At 69.7% G+C, this 18,173-nt stretch carries 16 protein-coding genes; 11 read left to right on the plus strand and 5 right to left on the minus strand.

Translation table 11 applies throughout. The annotated features are described in order from the left end of the window. Positions 1–141 precede the first annotated feature (141 nt). The gene (locus QSK18_RS18230; RefSeq protein ID WP_285620949.1) at positions 142–891 is read right to left on the minus strand and encodes an SDR family oxidoreductase; all 750 of its coding nucleotides are present in this window, start codon (positions 889–891) and stop codon (positions 142–144) included. A 105-nt stretch (positions 892–996) separates the two neighbouring features. On the opposite strand from QSK18_RS18230, the gene QSK18_RS18235 reads away from it, so the two are divergent. After that, complete coding sequence (locus QSK18_RS18235) at positions 997–1,881, plus strand: helix-turn-helix transcriptional regulator (RefSeq protein ID WP_352396591.1); 885 nt, start codon at positions 997–999, stop codon at positions 1,879–1,881. A 133-nt stretch (positions 1,882–2,014) separates the two neighbouring features. Further along, positions 2,015–2,389, plus strand: coding sequence for a hypothetical protein (locus QSK18_RS18240; RefSeq protein ID WP_232809816.1), 375 nt, complete (start codon positions 2,015–2,017; stop codon positions 2,387–2,389). Positions 2,390–2,518: 129 nt separating this feature from the next. Here the strand turns inward: QSK18_RS18240 and QSK18_RS18245 are convergent, their stop codons facing one another. Both QSK18_RS18245 and QSK18_RS18250 read right to left on the minus strand, forming a co-directional pair. Next, positions 2,519–3,454, minus strand: coding sequence for a GAF and ANTAR domain-containing protein (locus tag QSK18_RS18245; RefSeq protein WP_285620956.1), 936 nt, complete (start codon positions 3,452–3,454; stop codon positions 2,519–2,521). A gap of 118 nt (positions 3,455–3,572) precedes the next feature. Further along, complete coding sequence (locus QSK18_RS18250; RefSeq protein ID WP_232809814.1) at positions 3,573–4,322, minus strand: GAF and ANTAR domain-containing protein; 750 nt, start codon at positions 4,320–4,322, stop codon at positions 3,573–3,575. A gap of 162 nt (positions 4,323–4,484) precedes the next feature. Here QSK18_RS18250 and QSK18_RS18255 point away from each other — a divergent pair, with 162 nt between their 5' ends. The 6 genes from QSK18_RS18255 to QSK18_RS18280 all read left to right on the plus strand — a co-directional run bounded on the left by QSK18_RS18255 (position 4,485) and on the right by QSK18_RS18280 (position 9,992). Then, entirely contained in the window at positions 4,485–5,288 is an 804-nt protein-coding gene (locus QSK18_RS18255) for an alpha/beta fold hydrolase (protein ID WP_285620960.1), read from the plus strand. Between the two features lie 46 nt (positions 5,289–5,334). Next, positions 5,335–6,018, plus strand: coding sequence for a hypothetical protein (locus QSK18_RS18260; RefSeq protein WP_285620962.1), 684 nt, complete (start codon positions 5,335–5,337; stop codon positions 6,016–6,018). Between the two features lie 156 nt (positions 6,019–6,174). Further along, a complete protein-coding gene (locus QSK18_RS18265; RefSeq protein ID WP_285620965.1) occupies positions 6,175–7,614 on the plus strand; it encodes a PepSY-associated TM helix domain-containing protein in 1,440 nt (479 codons plus the stop codon). A 154-nt stretch (positions 7,615–7,768) separates the two neighbouring features. Beyond that, on the plus strand, positions 7,769–8,953 hold the full coding sequence (locus QSK18_RS18270) for an epoxide hydrolase family protein (protein ID WP_232809810.1): 1,185 nt from the start codon (positions 7,769–7,771) through the stop codon (positions 8,951–8,953). Between the two features lie 5 nt (positions 8,954–8,958). Next, positions 8,959–9,600: a TetR/AcrR family transcriptional regulator gene (locus QSK18_RS18275; protein ID WP_232809809.1), complete on the plus strand. Its 642-nt coding sequence runs from the start codon at positions 8,959–8,961 to the stop codon at positions 9,598–9,600. Next, positions 9,600–9,992 carry a PPOX class F420-dependent oxidoreductase gene (locus QSK18_RS18280; RefSeq protein ID WP_232809808.1) on the plus strand — a complete coding sequence of 131 codons (393 nt, stop codon included), beginning with the start codon at positions 9,600–9,602 and terminating at the stop codon, positions 9,990–9,992. Before QSK18_RS18275 ends, QSK18_RS18280 begins: the two co-directional genes overlap by 1 nt. 73 nt (positions 9,993–10,065) lie before the next feature. On the opposite strand, the gene QSK18_RS18285 is transcribed toward QSK18_RS18280, so the two are convergent. Further along, positions 10,066–12,801: a putative Ig domain-containing protein gene (locus QSK18_RS18285; RefSeq protein WP_232809807.1), complete on the minus strand. Its 2,736-nt coding sequence runs from the start codon at positions 12,799–12,801 to the stop codon at positions 10,066–10,068. 137 nt (positions 12,802–12,938) lie between these two features. Between QSK18_RS18285 and QSK18_RS18290 the strand changes: the two genes are divergently transcribed. Next, complete coding sequence (locus tag QSK18_RS18290) at positions 12,939–13,826, plus strand: sugar phosphate isomerase/epimerase family protein (protein WP_232809806.1); 888 nt, start codon at positions 12,939–12,941, stop codon at positions 13,824–13,826. Next, positions 13,823–15,439 carry a glycoside hydrolase family 43 protein gene (locus QSK18_RS18295; protein WP_232809805.1) on the plus strand — a complete coding sequence of 539 codons (1,617 nt, stop codon included), beginning with the start codon at positions 13,823–13,825 and terminating at the stop codon, positions 15,437–15,439. The genes QSK18_RS18290 and QSK18_RS18295 overlap by 4 nt, the downstream gene beginning before the upstream one ends. Before the next feature lie 3 nt (positions 15,440–15,442). On the opposite strand, the gene QSK18_RS18300 is transcribed toward QSK18_RS18295, so the two are convergent. After that, a complete protein-coding gene (locus QSK18_RS18300; RefSeq protein WP_232809804.1) occupies positions 15,443–16,519 on the minus strand; it encodes a LacI family DNA-binding transcriptional regulator in 1,077 nt (358 codons plus the stop codon). Positions 16,520–16,743: 224 nt separating this feature from the next. On the opposite strand from QSK18_RS18300, the gene QSK18_RS18305 reads away from it, so the two are divergent. Beyond that, positions 16,744–18,081 (plus strand): ABC transporter substrate-binding protein, encoded by a 1,338-nt coding sequence (locus QSK18_RS18305; protein WP_232809803.1) that lies wholly within the window; start codon positions 16,744–16,746, stop codon positions 18,079–18,081. Positions 18,082–18,173: the final 92 nt, after the last annotated feature.

The following is an 18,173-nucleotide window of genomic DNA, read 5'->3' on the forward strand; positions in this document are numbered from 1 at the left end:
CCGGCCTGAACCGTTCGCACAGGCGAACTTTGGCGAGACTCCAGAGCAGCCCGGCGGCCGGCCGCAAGATCAGGCACTGTGCGACCGGAGGGTCGCTCAGCGCGTCACTGCGGCCGGCCGCCCGAACGGCACCGGCGCAGGTCAGTCGGTGCTGTTGAGAGCGGCGACGACCTGCGCGTAGTCGCCCCGGGCCTCGCCGTACCGCAGGAACTTCGCGCGCTCGACCAGGATCTCGGTGGCGTCCGGCTGGGCCTCGATCAGGCTCATGACCTCGGCGATGAATTCCTCCAGCGGCTGGGCCAGCGGGTTGTGCGAGTTGCCGGGCATGAGCTCGGTCTGAACACCGGGCGGCACCAGCTCGAGCACCTCGACGCTGGTCCCGGCCAGCTGCATCCGGATCGACTCGGACAGCAGGTGGATCCCCGCCTTCGTGGCGTTGTAGGTCGGGGTCATGGCCAGCGGGGCGAACGCCAGCCCCGAGGAGACGGTCATGATCGTCGCGTGGGGGCGGGTCTGCAGGTGCTCCACGAAGGCGGCGATGAGGCGGATCGGCCCCAGCAGGTTGGTCGTGACCAGCGCCTCGGCGTCGGCCAGCAGGGTGCTCGCGGTCCAGTCCTCGGCCCGCATGGACCCGGCCATCGTCACCAGGACGTTGACCTCCGGGTAGGCGTTGATGACCTGCTGCGCTGCGGTGACCACGCTCTGCGGGTCCGCCGTGTCGATGTACACGGTGCCGATGCCCGGGTGCTCGGCCGCGATCTGGTCCAGGAGCTGCTTGCGGCGGCCGCCGACGATGACGGTGTTGCCCCGGTCCCGCAGAGCCAGCGCCAGGGCCAGGCCGATGCCGCTGGTCGCGCCAGGGATGAAGACGGTGTTGCCGGTGATGTTCATGGCATCACCCTCGGGTTGGCCGACCGGCCCGACCAGAGACCGGCTGAACCAGGACCTGCCAGGTCCTGGTTCAGCCGCGCCGCCGGGGGTGAGGATGGTGCGGTGGTGGACAGGACCGAGTTCGGCAGTTTCCTTCGCGCGCGCCGGGAGGCGCTGCGCCCCGAGGACGTGGGCCTGACCCCAGGCCCACGACGGCGCGCCCTGGGGCTTCGGCGCGAGGAGGTCGCCCAGCTCGCGGCCATGTCGGTGGACTACTACGCCCGTCTGGAGCAGGGGCGTGGGCCACAGCCCAGCCCTTCGATGCTCACCGTCATCGCCCGGGTGCTGCGCCTGACTCTGGATGAGCGCGATCACCTCTACCGCCTGGCCGGCCATGCCCCGCCCGACCGCCTCAGCGGCACGACGCACGTGGTCCCCGGACTGCAGCGGGTGCTGGACCGGATCAACGACACCCCCGCTTTCATCCTGTCCGACCTCGGCGAGACCCTGTCGCAGAACACCTGCGCCGAGTCACTCTTCGGCGACCCAACCACCCGCACCGGTCGCGACCGCTACGCCGCCCACCGCTGGTTCACCCACCCCGAGACCGAACAGGTCGTCTACCCCGAGGGCGACCGCGCCCGGCAGAGTCGCGCCCTGGTCGCCCAGTTACGCATCGCCCGGGGACGTCGTGGGCCCCGGTCGGAAGCCGCTGGGCTGATTCGCTCGCTCCAGCGCAGCAGCCCGGAGTTCGCCCGGATCTGGGCCCTGCAGGAGGTAGCCCGGCGTTTCGAGGACCACGAGACGCTCATCCACCCGGAACTGGGCGCCATCACTTTCGACTGTCAGGCGCTGTTCACCGAGGACCAGTCCCAGACTCTCGTGGTGCTCACCGTCGCACCGCGCAGTGCGGATGCGGCGAAGCTGGAGCTACTGGGAGCGTTCGCAGACATCGGCAGTGAGGTCGGTGGGCGGGGGCATAGCGAACCCGTGTCCGTTCTGTTACGTTAATGACGTTCTCGGGCCTGGGGGGTCAGGCGTCCGACTCGTGGGGGCACGACGGCAGATCGCTCTGTCGCGCTGTTCGTATTGCTCACCCCCGACCCTCGTCATGGATGACCGTCTGCAAGGGGGAAAGACAATGATGTCGAAGCTCAAGAGCAAGCTGCTGCAGCTGGGCATGGTGCCGGTGGCCGTGGCCTCGCTGGCGGTGCCGGTGGGTCTGGTCCTGACCGCCACACCCGCCTCGGCCACCGCGGCCTGTGGTTCCAGCGGGCCGAACCGCGACAGCACCGTCTACCGGCAGACCGCTGGGGTCAGCGCGAACATGCGCAGCGGCTCCAACAGCGGTTGCGGCGTGCGGGGCTGGGCCGACAACCGTGACACGCTGGACTACTACTGCTACACCCGCAACGCCGACTTCTCCACCTGGACGTACCTTTACAACCGCACCGACGGCACCTACGGCTGGGTGAGCGACAGCCTGCTACCGGGCGGGGGCTCGAACTACCTCTGCTGAGGCCTGTTCCGTAGATCGCAGCCAGAGTATGCAGTGACGATTGCAGGGGCGAGGGCCGGGCCACGGGGCCAGCCCTCGGCCCTGCAATCTACGAGCCCACACAGCGCCCGATTCGCGAACCAGCCCCAGTTAGAGCGATTCCGGCCGGGGCAGGATGCCGAATCCATGCAGAAGCTGCGGCTTCTCGTGCCGCGGCGTGAGCGCCTCGTCGACGATCGCCTGGGCGATGTGCCGGACCTTCTGGTTGGTGTCGTTACTGATGCGGACCAGTTCGGCGAAGGCCCCCTCTGCCGAGCAGCGCCGCTCCCCCATGATCAGGCCCTTGGCCTGATCGATCACCGATCGCGAGGTGAGCGCCTCGCGCAGCTTTTCTGCGTCGTGCCGCAGCCGGTGGACCTCCTCGTGCGTCCGGACCAGGCCGAGAGCACGCACAGCCAGCCGTTCCGCGTGCAGGCCGACCTCGCTCGAGCTGAAAGCTGCAGCGGAGCACGCGTACAGAGTCAGGACTCCGGCGGGTTCAGCTGAAGCATGGCCCACAGGGCTTTTTCGGGACCGGATGGGCAGGGCCAGGCAACTGCGCACCGGCATGTCGGCGGAGAAGAACCGATGATGCAGACGCGGCCAGCGCGGGTCGGCGCTCAGATCATCCACGGTGACGGCCGACAGCTGTTTCATGGCCTCCAGGCTGGGCCCCGAGGCCGTCATGAGCTGGGCACCGTCGGCCTTCTGGGCCAGGGGCGAGGAGGTGGCCGTCAGGTACGGCTCGTCGGGAGAACCCAGGACGATCGAGACCGCGTCCACCTGATGAAGAAGCTGGCACGCCAGTTCGCTCAGCCGGGTCAGCGCCGGCCGCAGCCCGTCGGCCCCGAACGCATCCAGCTCCGCGATCGCGATCTCAGCCTGGTGCTCGGGGCTCGAGACACCATCTTCTGAAAAATCTTTCAGGACGATCGGGCCTGCTGCGCCGTCGACCGAACTGACCTCCAGGCCTCCCGGACGTGGACCCGGTGGCGTCTCATGCCGGGCCGCTTCCGGTACCGACTGCTCCTGCACGAAACCTCCCATTCAGCGTTGATACGCCCCGCTGCATGAGGTGCCGAACAATATTAGTCAATGATCACCGGGGGCGGCCAACCGGCCCAGGATGTGATCCCCGGCATGGCCGGCACCCGCGGTCGAAAGGTCAGCGCGGTCTGAGCACCGAGGTGACCAGGTCCTGGGCGATGTCGCGCAGCTTGCGGTTGGTGTGGGTGGACTCGGTGCGCAGCACCTCGAACGCCTCCTCCGCGGTGCAGCCGCGCCCGGCCATGATGATGCCCTTGGCCTGCTCGATCACTGCCCGGGCAGCCATGGCCGCGCGCAGGTGCTCGGCCTCGGCGACGGCTCCGGTGTAGAGGCTGGCGTTGGTCAGCGCCACCGCTGCGTAGGCCCCGACCTGGTCGGCCAGCACCCGGGCCGGGGCATCCATCGGCTCACCGCTGCCGTAGAAGTTCAGGGCCCCCAGGTGGCCGGCCACCGCGGACCACAGGGGCACGCAGTACACGTGCCCGACCCCCGCCCGGACCGCCTGCCGGCAGAACTCCGGATAGGTCGTGTCAGTGCCGGTGTCCTCGATCGCCACAACCGTCCCACTGGCAGCAGCATGCAGGCACGGGCCCCGGAAGTCCTGGTACTGCCGCTCATCGAGCCCGGCCGCGAGCTGGCCGGAAAAGGCCATGGTGCGCGGCTTCTCGCCTTCGATCAAGGTCACCGACACCTCCCGCGTGCCGGGCACGTGCTCGGCGGCCAGGACCGCGATCCGGGTCAGGATCAGGTTCAGTGGCTGACTGCCGAGGACCAGGGTGGACAGCTCCCGCAGGAATCCCCCGGCCTGTTCACCGTGATGCTCGCGCGGGGCCTCGACGTCCGTTCCGTGTCCGGAGTGTGCGTCCACAAGGGGGCTCCTTGGTACGAAGGCGTGGCATCTGGTCAATCCGCAAAGTCCTTCCGGCCGACGTTACCGGACAGAACGCATGCCCGACTCCCGGCCGGACAGCAGGCCCTGCCGAGCGCCGGTTTCGTCTAGCTTGGGAGTCCCGACCCCCAGGGAGTTCATATGCCGCACGTCCACTCGGCCGACGGCACGTCGATCGGCTACGACCGGCTCAGCGACGAGGGACCTGCCCTGGTGCTCGTCGGGGGCGGCCTGGACGACAGCTCAGAGAACCAGCCGCTGGGCGAACACCTGGCCGACAGCTTCGCCGTGGTGAACTACCGGCGTCGCGGTCGCGGTGACAGCGACGACCGCCGGCCCTACGCCCTCGAGCGCGAAATCGACGACCTGGCTGCGGTGATCGACGCCACCGGAGAGCGAGCGCACCTGTTCGGGGCCTCGAGCGGAGGGGCCCTCGCGCTAGAGGCGGCCGCGGCCGGGCTTCCGGTCGAGCGGATCGCCGTCCACGACGTGCCGTACCAGGTGGACGAGGCGATGGTCTCGGCCTGGCAGGCGTACCGGCTCGACCTCGACGCCGCGCTCGAGGCCGGTGACCTCGATCAGGCGCTCAGGCTGTTCATGCGGCTGGCCGGTTCCTCCGAGCAGGACATCGCCGGCGCCCAGTCCGCCCCGGTGTGGGCCGCGCTACGTGCGCTGGCACCGACGCTCCGCCACGACGCGGCCTGCCTGGGCGATGGCCGGCTCCCGGCGAAGCGCCTTGCCCTGGTGCGGCAGCCCGTGCTCCTGACCACCGGTGTCACGGTCGACCCGCAGATGGCCGGGCTGCCGGTCGACTTCTTCGGTGCGGCAGCGGACGCCGCTGCGGGCGCTCTGCCTGACGCCCGGCGGCTGACTCTTCCGGTCGAGGGCCACGTGGCCGATCCGGGCGTGCTCGGCCCGGTTCTCAGAACGTTCTTCACCAACTGAAGCCGGCCGGCACCGGGACGGGCACTGATCTCGCTACGATCAGCGCATGCCCGCACCCCCGCGACCGCCGATGACGGCTGGTCTTCGCTGGGGGCGTGGCGTGCTGGTGGCATCGCTGGCCTGGGGCGCAGCCAGCGCCGGTCACGTTCTGGCCGGCGGCGACCTGCCCTCCTGGCCGCTGGTCGCCGCGCTGATCGCGGTCACGGCGTGGCCGCTGTCGCTGACCCTGGGCCGTCGTGCCGGTGGACTGCAGTTGGTCACCTTGATGACTGCGGGCCAAGCCATGATGCACACAGCGCTGGTCATGACCTCCTGGTACACATCCGGCCCGGCTGGCGTCCCCTCGCCCCAAGGCCACCAGCACACATCCGCGCCAGGCATGGCCAATATGGCCGACATGGCGGAGGCCGGCACCGGCCACGTCATGCCGCTGCTGCCCAGCCCCCTGATGCTGCTGGCCCACATCGCGGCCGCCCTGGTTGTCGGCGCGATCCTGTCCGACGGCGAACGGGCGCTGTTCGTCCTGCTGGGCCTGCTGGCCCACGTGTGCCCGCCCGCGCTGCACCTGGGACGGCGCATCCACCGGCTTCTGGCCCTGCTGGCCACCGGCGTACGCCCTGAGGCGGACGAGGTCCCCCGGTCCTGGGTGGAGCTCCCCCAGCAACGCCTGCGTGAGCGCGTGCTCGTCGCGACGCTCGGCCGCCGCGGCCCGCCCGCCTGCACCGTCTAACCCTTTCCTGTACCGCTGGATCCCCCAGCGGCTTCCCTCGCGCGCCGCCCCGGGCCGTCCTCTGTTCTTTTCTCGCCCAGCCCGCCCCGACGCCGCGTCTCCTTGCCTTCGCGACCCGACCGGTCGCGTCCTTACGCATGCTCTTTGGAGCCACCCGTGTCTTCCGCAACCGCACAACACAACCCACACCAGCCCCGTCCATCCGATCCGGCGCGCACCCGCGCGAAGGGCCAGCAGGGCTGGTTCCGGGCGTTCTGGCGCTGGCACTTCTACGCCAGCTTTCTGGTCATCCCCGTGCTGGCCGTCCTGGCCGTCACCGGTCTCATCTACCTGCTGCGCTTCCAGATCGAGCCGGCCCTGCACGCCGACGTCATGACTGTGCAACCACAGGCGGGCCAGGAACAGACCCCCTACGCCGCCCAGCTCACCGCGGTGCAGAAGGCCTACCCCGACCTGAGCATCGCCTCGGCGACCGAACCCACGTCCCCGGATCTGGCGTCCCGTTTCTCCGGGGTCATGCCCGACGGCTCCAGCCGCGACGTGTTCGTCAACCCCTGGACCGGGCAGGTACTCGGCGACCTGAACCCCGACACCACCCTCAGCGGCGGTGCAATCCGCCTGCACGGCGACCTGATGGCCGGCTCAGTGGGCGAATTCGTGATGGAGCTGGGTTCCTGCTGGGCCATCGTCATGGCCGTCACCGGCTACCTGATCTTCCTCAAGGGCCGCAAGGCCCGGCTCCGGCGGCTCGCAGCCCGCGCCAAGGGATCGGCCTTGCGCAACCGGCACGGCTGGATCGGCGCTGTTACCGGTGTGGGCCTGCTCCTGCTGGTCGTGACCGGCCTTCCCTGGACCGGCATCTGGGGAACCCAGGTGCAGAACTGGACGGCTGAGCACGGCAGCGGCTTGTGGAGCAACGACCCGGGAGCACAGTCCAGCCCGACGTCCACCCTGGACGAATCCCTGCCGCACAGCCACAAAGTCGACGTGCCCTGGGGTCTGGGCAAGGACGAGGTTCCTACCTCGGATCCGACGAGCGTGGCCGACGGTCAGAGCGTCGCCAACATCGACACCGCTCTGCTGGTGGGAGCCCGCGAGGGGCTCCGGCATCCGATGACAGTGGCAATACCAGAGGACGATGGTGACGTCTTCTCGGTCATCGGTTACGCCTTTCACGACCCGGGTCACGAAAAAACCGTGCACGTCGACCAGTTCGGCGGACAGGTAGTGTCCACGTACGGGTACCAGGACTACCCGAAGCTGGCCCAGGCCGTCTCCCAGGGAATCGCCCTGCACGAGGGACGCCGCTTCGGCCTGCTGAACTTCTGGGTCAGCTTCGCCTTCTGCGTGGGCGTGCTGGTTCTGTGCGTCACCGGCCCGACCATGTGGTGGCGCCGCCGCCCTGCAGGTTCCGGCCTGGGCGCACCGCGCGGCAAGCTGCCCATCCGCAGCACCTGGTGGGTGGCGCTGCTGCTGGCTGCTCTGGGTGTCTTCCTGCCCGTGTTCGGCGCCTCGCTGGTCCTGGTGCTACTGGTGGATCAGCTTCTGCTGCGGCGGATTCCTCGGCTGCGCAGCACTTTCGCCGTCACCAACTGAGAGGGCACATCGATGGCCCAGATGAGCGCCGGCTCCTTCTCCCGTTAGGAAGCTGCGAACCCGGCAGTGAAGTTGAACCATTATTCCAACTGGAACGGTGGTTCAACTTCATGTCATGATGGGTCCACCACCCGCCCCGCCCTTGGAGAAACCCATGGATCCGCTCGTCGAGCCGTTCCCCATCAGCGTTGCCGAGGCAGACCTGCAGGCGCTGCACCAGCGGCTGCTGACCACCCGCTGGCCGGACCAGGAGACCGTGCCCGACGGCAGCCAGGGTCCCCAGCTGAGCCGCATCCGTGACCTCTGCCAGCACTGGGCCACCGGCTACGACTGGCGGCGCGCCGAGCAGGACATCAATGCGGCAGGCTCGTTCAAGACCCAGATCGACGGCCTGGACGTGCACTTCCTGCACGTCCTGTCCCCCGAACCCGATGCCGTGCCGCTGCTGCTGTGCCACGGCTGGCCCGGCTCGATCCTCGAGTTCCGGCACCTCCTGGGCCCTCTCAGCGATCCGGCCGCGCACGGCGGCGACTCCCGCCAGGCCTTCCACCTGGTCATCCCCTCCATGCCCGGCTTCGGCTTCTCCGAACGGCCCCGCACCACCGGATGGGACGTGGCCCGCATCGCCGACGCCTGGATCACCCTGATGCTGCGCCTGGGGTACCCGTCCTGGTTCGCCCAGGGCGGCGACTGGGGCGCCGCGGTGATCGAGCAGATCAGCCGTCAGGCCCCCGAACGCGTGCGAGGGCTGCACTTCAACCTGCCCATGGTGTTTCCCACCCCCGAGGAGATCGCCGAGGCCACGGCCGAGGAGCAGCGCATGGTGGCCATGGGCGAGCGGTACCGCAGCGAACTGGACGGCTACAGCAAGGAACAGGCCACCCGGCCGCAGACCATCGGCTACTCGCTGGCCGACTCCCCGGTGGGGCTGGCCGCCTGGATCTACACACTGTTCCAGGACGTGTCCGACAGCCGGGGCAACCCGGAGGACGTCATCTCCCGCGACGAGATCCTCGACGACGTGATGATGTACTGGCTGACCAACACCGGCCCGTCCTCGGCGCGCCTGTACTGGGAGGCCCAGCGCGGTGCCACGGCGAGTTTCGCTGCCCCCGAGCCCAACCCGGTACCGGCCGGCTTCAGTATCTTTCCCGGGGAGGCGGTTCAGGCTTCGCGGCGCTGGATCGAACGGCGCTACGAGAATGTCGTGCACTACGCCCAGTTGCCGCACGGCGGGCACTTCGCAGCCTTGGAGAGGCCGCACGACCTGATCCAGGAGATCCGTGCCACGTTCGCCCCGCTGCGAGCGCAGACCCAGGTGGCGGCATCCCTACCCTGAACCCCATGACCGATGCGCCGCCTCTGCGCGGAGACGCTGAACGCAACCGGCGTCATCTGCTCCACACCGCCTACGACCTGATGGCCACCGGCGGGCTGGACGTCTCGTACAAGGAGATCTCCCGGGCCGCCGGGATGGGCATGGGCACGATCTACCGCCGTTTTCCCGAGCGGGACGACCTCATCGATGCCCTGTTCGCCGAGCACATCGACGCGGTGACGGCTCTGGCGCAGGAATGTGCGGCCGACCCCGACGCCTGGAAGGGGCTCAGCGACTTCCTGGAGCGGCAACTGCAGATGGAGGCCGGGCATCGCGGCCTGGCCGAACTGCTGCGCGGACGCCGGCAGCCGTACGACCTGGTGCGCCGCGGCCGCGAGCAGATGACCCACCTGGTGTCCGGGATGATCGCCCGGGCCGTCGCCGCCGGGCAGCTTCGCCCCGAGGTGACGGCCGCCGACTTCGCCGCCGTCTACCTGATGGTCGGCAGCCTCCTGGACACCACGCACGACACGGCGCCGGACCTGTGGCGCCGGGCCCTGACCATCGCCCTGGCCGGCCTGCGCCACGCCGACCTGTCCTCTCCCGGCCCGGAAGAGGACATCATCGACCTGCTCTACAAGACTGACAAGCCTGACAGGACACCCTGATGCTGCCCGACGACCTGCGCACCGTTCTCGACTCCCGAGCGATCTGCTTCCTGACCACCCTGATGCCTGACGGTTCTCCCCAGGTCACCCAGACCTGGGTCGGCACCGACGGCGAGCACATCGTCATCAACACTGTTGCCACACACCAGAAGACTCGTAACATCCAGGCCGATGCCCGGGTGGCCGTCGGGCTCGCCCACCCGGACCAGCCGCTGCGTTCCTGGGCGGTGCGGGGCCAGGTGATCTCGGTCGAGCCCGACGCCACGGGCGAACACATCAACGCCCTGTCGAACAAGTACCTGGGCCGCGACTATCCGGGATTCGGGGGCGGGGCCCAGCAGCGTGTCGTCCTGACCATCACGGTGGACCACCTGCACCGCCCCAGCCGCTGACGTGCGCCGTGATGCCTGGGCGCGGCCGTCCTGACTCGAAGCGGCAAGGTTCCGAGTCAGGACGTCTTTCATCTCATCGCGTCTGGAGACGTTCGCCGTCGAACCGGACCTCGGCCATCGACCAGATGCCCGGATAGGCCGGGTCGGTGGGCACTCCGGGGTGGTCCACCTGCAGTCGCACGTACCGGAAACCTTTCTGACGCAACTGCGGATCCACGTCCAGATACTCGACCGATGCGTCGTTCCCGGTGTTCTCCGACGTGGTGAGCCGGGTCCAGGTGAGCCCGTCGTCGGATCCGTAGGCGTTCGTCCCCTGACTGCGGTTGGGGAACGTGTTGCGGGCCTGCAGGCCGACCCGGTCCAGGCGCAGGCGGTACCCGGCTCCGGCGTCGAACGTCACGGCGGGGATGCGCAGGTCGCCCCAGTGGGAATGGTTGCTGCCGTCCACCAGTGATTTGAGGACGTGCGGGGCCAGTTGCGCAGAGGTGGTCACCTTGGTGAAGTCGACAGTTCCGTCACTCAGGCGGGGGTTCAGCGGTTCGAGAGCCAGCACCGACCGGCGTAGCGCTTCCAAGGCGACCGAGAATTCGCCGGCACTACCGTTGACGGCTCCCTGGGCGCCGGCCAGGGCTGCATCGAAGGCCTGCTGTGATCCGGCGGTCCACACGGTGTCCGAGTCAGCACCGGCGGCGATCTGGGTCACGGCGGCGGCCCGGTCCTTGGCCACGGTCACGGTGACCGGAAGGGCGGTGACCGTGGTGCCGTCGTCGGCGACCACCCGGAAGGTGTGTTTGCCCGCGGCCTTGACCGGGGGCGTCCAGGTGAGCTTGCCGTCGGCGGAGACCTCGACCCCGGCCGGGGAGCCTTCGAGCGTGGCGCTGACGGAACCGTCGTCCTCCAAACCGGTTTCGAATGTCAGCTGTTCACCGGCGACGTAGGTCAGAGACAGCGAACGCCCCGTCTGGAAGGTGGGCGGCGTGATGACGCCGTTGGCGGAGGGGACGAGGGTGCGCACGTCGAGCGTGCCGGTGCCGGTCGCGTCGAGGAAGAGGATGTTCTCTCCTACTGCGGACTGCGCCAGTTCGTTGGTCCCGATGTCCCACCACACGTACCGCCACGCTCCCTTGGTGTCGGGAACCGGCACGCTGGCATAGGGTTTCCCGTCCATGGTGGCCGCAGCCCGAAGGTTCACCGGCCCGTCCGAACGTACGAGCAGGCCGACGAGAGAGGAGGCTTTGGTGTTGTACCAGAAGATGTTACGGATGGCCGCCCCTGCCCGTCCGGATCGGGCGTTCAGCTCAAGGTAGCTGCCACCGGAGTCCTTTCGGGTTCTGGCCCCCTTGCCCAGGAGGTGGGCCCGGTCGGCCGCGGTCACCCGGTTGGACTCCCCCGGCCCGGGCACGGTGAGGTCCTGCTTGGCCAGCTGGGGCGGGAAGGCCAGCCAGTACTCCTGTCCCTGGTAGTAGCTGCCGTTGTTGAAGTTCTCCTGCACGGTTCCGCGCCAGTGCAGTGGTCCGTCGCGCTGCTCCCAGGCCTGGGCCACAGCAGGGGCCTGGGCTGCCACGTCGACCTTGGCCACGTAGCGGTACTGCAGATAGATCTCCTGCATGGCGTCGAAGAGCCGGCCCCGGTAGGCGGGCGAGAGGGAGCCTGCCCCACCGGTGGTGTCGATCCAGGGCACGTCCTGGCCGCTCATGAAACGGTAGAAGACTTCGCTGCCTTCGAGGATGCGCCGGTCGATGAAGGCGTAGGGGGTGACCGCGTTCTTGGCCCGGCTGACCGTTCCGCGCTGGGGGTCGACCCGGGTGCCCTGGGTGTGCAGGATCCGCGCCAGCTGGGCGAAGTTGATCACGTCACCCCAGGCGTGGGCCTGGTCGCGGCCCATCTCTTGGTGCTGGACGAACGCCTTGCCGTAGGGGTTGAGCGGATCCTTGGCCGGGATCTTGCGGAAGAGCGCCTTCAGTGACCCGTTGGAGTCACCCACGCCGTCGAAGCCGGAGTTGACCGTGAACCACTCCACGCGCTGCTGGTACAGGTCGGCGTCGTCCATGAACAGGGCGGCCGCCAGGGCCCCGATCACCCCGTAGTTGTGCTGGTTGAGGTAGTGGTCGGGTGAGGTCAGGAAGGTGTTCAGGTTCGGCGTGAGGAAGTTGCCGGTGAAGCGCTGGTTGTCCTCGGCCGTCCAGGCCAGGGGATAGCCCTCGTAGTCAGCGTTTTCCGGGTCGGTGGCCCGCAGGAACTCGGCCGCGACCGCGAACTGGTACATGGGAACCGGGGTGTGAATGTGCGAGTCGGGGAACTTCGCGTACTTCGCCGGGTCCAGGCTGCTCCAGGTGCGCAGGGTGTACAGGGCGTTCCGGCGGTACACCTCATGCCCGGTGAAGAGGTACATGAAGGTCTGGGTCATGGCGCCGATGGAGTCGCGGTTGGAACGCTGTCGCATGGACACCGCGTTGTAGGCGTCCGACTTGGGCTGACGATCGGTGGGCCCGGCGTTGTCGGCGACGTAGTTCGTTGCTGCGTAGCGAGACTGGGACATGGCCCGGTAGTAGCCGGCCCACGGCTCGACCCCGGCTGCTGCCTGGGTGCGGGCGTTGTTCACGTCGGCGGCGCTCAGGCCGATGCCCGGGTGCAGGAAACCGGCCTGGCTGGTGGTGCTCCGGATGGCCGGCAGCGTCGGCTCGGCGGCGGATGCGGGAAGCGCGGGCGTGACCAGGCCGGCGAGCAGGCCCAGGGCGACGAACGCGGACAGGAGCAGCCGGCGTGCGGGGCGCGGGAGCGTGGGGAATGTGGAGTGACGTCGTGGCATCAAGAACCTCTTCGTCCGTGATTTGCGGGGAACGTGATCCGACGCGGTCACCGTAGCAGTAATCGTTTACTATTCGGATCGGGCGGCCGGGCTGCGAGCCGAGCGGTCGGCCCGCCGGACAGAACGAGGAGCAGTCAGTGACGAGTGCTACTGAAACCCGTTGGGCCATAGGTGCATCGACCCTCGGGGCACCGCAGGAACCCCTGGACGACGTGCTCGGCCTGCTGGCCGGGCTGAAGGTGTCCTGGCTGGAACTGCGGTGCCCGCCCGAGGGCCCCTACACGCCGGCGATGCCCCGTACCGATCGCGACCGACTGCGTCAGGACCTGCGCGATCGGGGCATCAGCCTGCTGTCCCTGGCGACCGGGGTGCGCCTGGGCGAGGCACACAGCACCGGGCCGGTGATGGACGAACTGATCGGCCATCTGGAACTGGCCGGCGACCTGGGCGCGCACCACGTGCGGATCTTTCCCGGCCTGCCCGCGGCCCCGGCCCCCTTCGACCGCGTGCCGGCGCCGGCGGGCGATCGCCGTCGCGACGAGGCGACGGCGGCCGAGTGCCTGGCCCGGGCCGCCCGCGTGGCCGGCGACCTCGGTGTGCGGGTCGTCCTGGAGACCCACGACTCCCATCCCCGCGGCACTGACCTGCGCCGCATCATCGACCTGGTCGATCCGGCCCTGTTCGCCCAGGGCGGCGGGGTGATCTGGGACCTGCTGCACCCATGGCGCGTCGGCGAGACCCCGCCCGAGACCTGGCAGGCTCTGGGGCCCGTGCTGCGCGCGGGGCACGGATACGTGCAGATCAAGGACGTGGCCTCGCCGCGTGACCTGACACCCGTCCTCCAGGGCACCGGCGCCGTGCCGCTCACCGAGGCCGCCCACCTGCTGGGCGCCGGCGGCTACCGCGGCCCGCTGTCCCTGGAGTGGGAACGCACCTGGTACCCGCACGTCGCGCCGCTGTCGCAGGCCCTGGCCGCTGCCGTTGCTGCTGTCCGCGAACTCCCCTTCCCCGAAGAGGTGCGATGAACCACAACGTCCACAACCCCGTCCTCAGGGGTTTCGAGCCCGACCCCAGCATCGTCCGCTGGGACAACCAGTTCCTGCTGGCCACCAGTACCTTCGAATGGTTCCCGGGCGTGCGTCTGCACTCCAGCCCCGACCTGGTGCACTGGCAGGTGGCCGGGCACGTCCTGACCCGGCCCGAGCAGCTCGACCTGCGGGGTGTGCCGGACTCCGGCGGCATCTGGGCTCCGTCGATCAGCGTCGCCCACGGCCGTCTGTGGGTGGTGTACACGGTGGTGCGCACCAGCGGCGCAGCCGCCAAGGACCTCGACAACTACCTGGTCACCGCCGAGTCACCGGAAGGTCCGTGGTCGGAGCCGATTTCCCTGGGCTCGCGCGGTTTCGACGCCTCGATCTTCCACGACGAGGACGGACGGCACTGGCTGGCCTGCGTGCAGTGGGATCCCCGGCCCGGGCGGGCCCGCTTCGGCGGGATCAGCGTGCAGGAGTACGACTGTGAGCAGCAGCAGCTGATCGGTCCGGCGCGGGTGGTGCTGCGTTCGTCGGAGTTGATCGAGGGCCCGAACCTCTACCGGCGCGGCGGATGGGTCTACCTGATGCTGGCCCAGGGCGGTACCGGCTGGAACCACGGCATCACGATGGCCCGGTCCCGTCACGTCCTGGGCCCCTACGAGTGGGACCCGTGGCCGAGCCTGCTGACCAGCCGCGACGATCCGGGGGCGAGCCTGCAGAAGGCCGGGCACGGCGAACTGATCGGCACGGACGACGGCGCCTGGTACCTCGTGCATCTCGCCTCCCGTCCGGTGACCGACGAGCAGGGACGGCTGTGCGTCACCGGCCGTGAGACCTGCCTGCAGCGTGTCACCTGGACCGAGGACGGGTGGCTGCGCCTGGCCGATGACCGGGGCGAGCCGACCGGCTCGGTCCTGCCCCGCGAGTACGTGACCTCGACGCTGGCCCAGCCCTCCCAGCCATCCCAGCCCTCGGGTCCGTCGGTCGCGGCCGGGCTGGTGGAGGAGTTCGACCAGCCGGAGCTCGACACCACCGTGTGGTCCACGCTGCGCCGGCCGGCCGGTGCGGACTGGCTCGACCTGCGCTCGAGCCGGCTGCACCTGGTGGGCGGGCAGTTCCCCGCCTCCCGGTTCGACCAGTCGGTGGTGGCCACCCGCCTGCAGGAGTCCCGGGCCGTGGTCACCACGGTCGTCGAGGCCGAGCCCACGGACGTCGGCCAGCGGGCCGGGCTGGCGATCTGGTACGACGCGCTGGGCTACCACTACATCCATCTGAGCCTGGACGACGAGGGACGGCGCGTGGTGACGGCCGAGAGCAGCTCGCCCAGCGGGCTGGTGACAGCCGGGATCCAGCACCCCGCGCCCTCCGGCCCGGTGCATCTGCGCTCCGAGCTGAACCGGCGGTGGGTGAGCCTGCAGTTCAGTGACGACGCACTGACCTGGGCCGAGGTGGCCCGGCTGCCCTCGCGCCCGGTCTCCGACGACTGCGCCGGGCTGCTGCGCTTCACCGGGGCGATGGCCGCGCTGCGCGCGGACGACCACAACGGCACCACCTTCAGCGCCGCCTTCGACCGGGTGGACGTGAGTTACCCGGTGCCCGGCTGACCCTCAGGCCCGGCCGGGCACCGGGCCGACCGAGTCGCGCACGATCAGTTCGGTCTTCAGGTGCACCGGCCGGGCCGGCGACTCCTCGTACAGGGCCATCCGCACCGCCCGGGCCCCCATCTCCTCGTACGGCACCCGGACCGTGGTCAGCGCCGGGTTCATGTCCCGCGCCCCGGGCACGTCGTCGAACCCGGTCACCGACACGTCCTGCGGGCAGCGCAGGCCACGGCTGCGCAGCCCCTCCAGGACACCGGCGGCCATCACGTCGGCCCCGCACAGCACCGCCGTGGGGCGATCGGACGCGGGCGTGGCGTCGAGCACGTCCAGGACGGCGCGACGGGCCTGGTCACGGTTGTACGGGACGTGCCTGACCACGATCCCGTCCGGCCCGACCCCCGCCTTGGCCAGGGCCGACCGGTAGCCGATCAGCCGTTCCTCGGCCGTGGAGAAGCCCTCGGCGCCGGGCAGCAGCAGGAAGCGCCGGTGCCCGGCCTGGGCGGTGTAGCGGGCCACGGCCGCAGCCCCGGCCTCGTTGTCGTACTGGATGCTGATCGCGTCGGTGTCGTCGGCCAGGGCCGGGCGCCCGCACAGCACCAGCCGCCCGCCCGAGGCCCGCAGAGAACTGGAGTAGCGGGCCATCTGCTGGTGGAACTCCTCGGTGCCCCACACCCCGCCGGGCAGGATCACGGCGGCGGCCTTCTGCTCGCGCATCATCTCGACCAGGGCCAGTTCCCGTTCCGGGTCACCGTCGGTGGTGCCCACCAGGCACAACCGCCCGGCGTCGCGGCCCTCCCGCTCGGCGCCCTGGGCGATCGCCGCGAACGACGGGCCGGTGATGTCGCCCAGCAGCACGGCGATCGGGCCGGGGGCGGCGCCGGACAGGGCTCGCGCGTGGGGGTTGGCGGTGTAGTCGAGCCGCTCGACCGCCTCCAGCACCCGGGTCCGGGTGGCGGCGGCGACCGGGTAGTTCTCGGCCAGCACCCGGGACACGGTCGCGGTCGAGACGCCCGCCTCCCGGGCCACGTCGCGGATGGTCACGCTCTCGGTGGCCCGGCGTCGTCGCCTGGTGGTGCCCTCCACGCCCGATCTCCTGCTCTGTCGCTGTGCCTGTCTGCGCGGCCTGGGCTGCCTGGGCCGTCCGCTCTGCCTGCTGTGTCGCCTCGGTCGTCCTGGTCGCCGGTCCGGGCCGACGGCCCGTTCGCCGTCCTGTCCGTCCGGGCTCTCCAGCCCTCTGGACCACTCCCATGGTAAAGCCTTACTGTACGGGGCAGTAAACGCTTACTGTCTCGATGAGGAGATCAACGGTGCAGACATCCACAGCGCGGTGGGCCGCAGCCACCGCCACAGCCCTGCTCCTGCTGACCGGTTGCGGCGGCGAGTCGCCCGGGTCCGGATCCCCCTCGACGGCCAAGGACGTGCCGCAGTCCTGGTCCGGGGGCACCACGACCGTGCAGTTGTGGCACGACAACGCCGCCGTCGAACCCGCGGTGAACCAGTTCAACCAGAAGTTCGCCGACCAGGGAATCCAGATCGAGTTCGTCGAGAAGACGGACCTGAACACCAACATCCGCAACGCTTTCCAGGCCGGATCCGGGCCCGACCTGTTCGTCACCCAGACCGCCGACCTGGCCTCGTTCGTCTCCGAGGGCATCGCCGCGGACCTGAGCGGCTACTACGACAGCATCGCGGGCGACTACAGCGACACCGCCAACGCGGCCGTGACCACCGGCGACCGGCAGTGGGCGGTGCCGCTGTCCAGCATCCCCACCTTTATGCTCTACAACTCCGAGGTCTTCGAGCGCAACGGCCTGGACTACCCCACCACCTTCGAGGAATTCCTCGACGCCGGAACGAAACTCAAGAAGCAGGGCGTCTCCATCTACAACCTGGCCGGCGAGGACCCCACCACCCTGATCTACATGGCCTGGCAGGCCGGGGCCCAGTGGTACAGCCTCAAGGACGGCACCTGGCACGTGAACGTGGACGGCCCACAGACCCGCAAAGCCGCCGAGATCCTCCAGAGCGGCCTCGAAGAGGGCATTTTCAGCAAGATCTCCTACGCCGAGTACGCCGCCATGATGCAGAGCTACGACAAGGGCGACATCGCCTCCCGGCAGCTGTCGACCTGGCAGGTCAAGGGCATGCAGAGCAACCTCAAACAGTCCCTGGGCGCCTGGGAACCGGCCCCCAACCTGAAGTGGCAGGGCGGCCCCGACAGCAACGCCTCCTTCACCCGCGCCCTGGCCGTCAACGCCAAGACCAAGAACACCGACGCGGCCGTCTTCGCCGCCCACTGGCTGTCCACCGGCCCGGAGTCGCTCAAGGCCCTGGCCGACCCGGACACCGGCCTGGCCTATTACCCCGCAGTGAAGGACGGCACCGCCTACACCTCACTCACCGAGCCGACCAAGCTGCTGGGCGAGCACGCCGGCCGGTGGAGCACAGTGGTCGACACCGCCGCCGAACAGCAGCTGGGCGACTGGACCTACGGGCCGAACTGGGCCGGCGCCTTCTCCCAGCTGCAGGACCTGTGGGGCAAGGCGGTGGCCGGGCAGATCAAGGCCACCGAGATCGCCCCGTCCCTGCAGGCCTGGATCGTGGAAGACCTGAAGCAGCAGGGCGTCTCGGTGGCGGAGGGCTGAGCGCATGACTTTCGGCACCCAGTCGACCCGGGCGCCGGCCGGATCGCGGCCGGGGGATGCGGTACCGCCGCCTCCCCCGGCCCGACGGCCCA

The sequence above is a fragment of the Kineosporia sp. NBRC 101677 genome (assembly GCF_030269265.1).
GTDB lineage: Bacteria > Actinomycetota > Actinomycetes > Actinomycetales > Kineosporiaceae > Kineosporia > Kineosporia rhizophila.

Coding starts and splice junctions, on each gene's coding strand:
- QSK18_RS18230 (WP_285620949.1), bottom strand. CDS start 891: ATGAACATCACCGGCAACACCGTCTTCATCCCTGGCGCGACCAGCGGC.
- QSK18_RS18240 (WP_232809816.1), top strand. CDS start 2,015: ATGTCGAAGCTCAAGAGCAAGCTGCTGCAGCTGGGCATGGTGCCGGTG.
- QSK18_RS18245 (WP_285620956.1), bottom strand. CDS start 3,454: ATGGGAGGTTTCGTGCAGGAGCAGTCGGTACCGGAAGCGGCCCGGCAT.
- QSK18_RS18255 (WP_285620960.1), top strand. CDS start 4,485: ATGCCGCACGTCCACTCGGCCGACGGCACGTCGATCGGCTACGACCGG.
- QSK18_RS18260 (WP_285620962.1), top strand. CDS start 5,335: ATGCCCGCACCCCCGCGACCGCCGATGACGGCTGGTCTTCGCTGGGGG.
- QSK18_RS18270 (WP_232809810.1), top strand. CDS start 7,769: ATGGATCCGCTCGTCGAGCCGTTCCCCATCAGCGTTGCCGAGGCAGAC.
- QSK18_RS18275 (WP_232809809.1), top strand. CDS start 8,959: ATGACCGATGCGCCGCCTCTGCGCGGAGACGCTGAACGCAACCGGCGT.
- QSK18_RS18280 (WP_232809808.1), top strand. CDS start 9,600: ATGCTGCCCGACGACCTGCGCACCGTTCTCGACTCCCGAGCGATCTGC.
- QSK18_RS18285 (WP_232809807.1), bottom strand. CDS start 12,801: ATGCCACGACGTCACTCCACATTCCCCACGCTCCCGCGCCCCGCACGC.
- QSK18_RS18295 (WP_232809805.1), top strand. CDS start 13,823: ATGAACCACAACGTCCACAACCCCGTCCTCAGGGGTTTCGAGCCCGAC.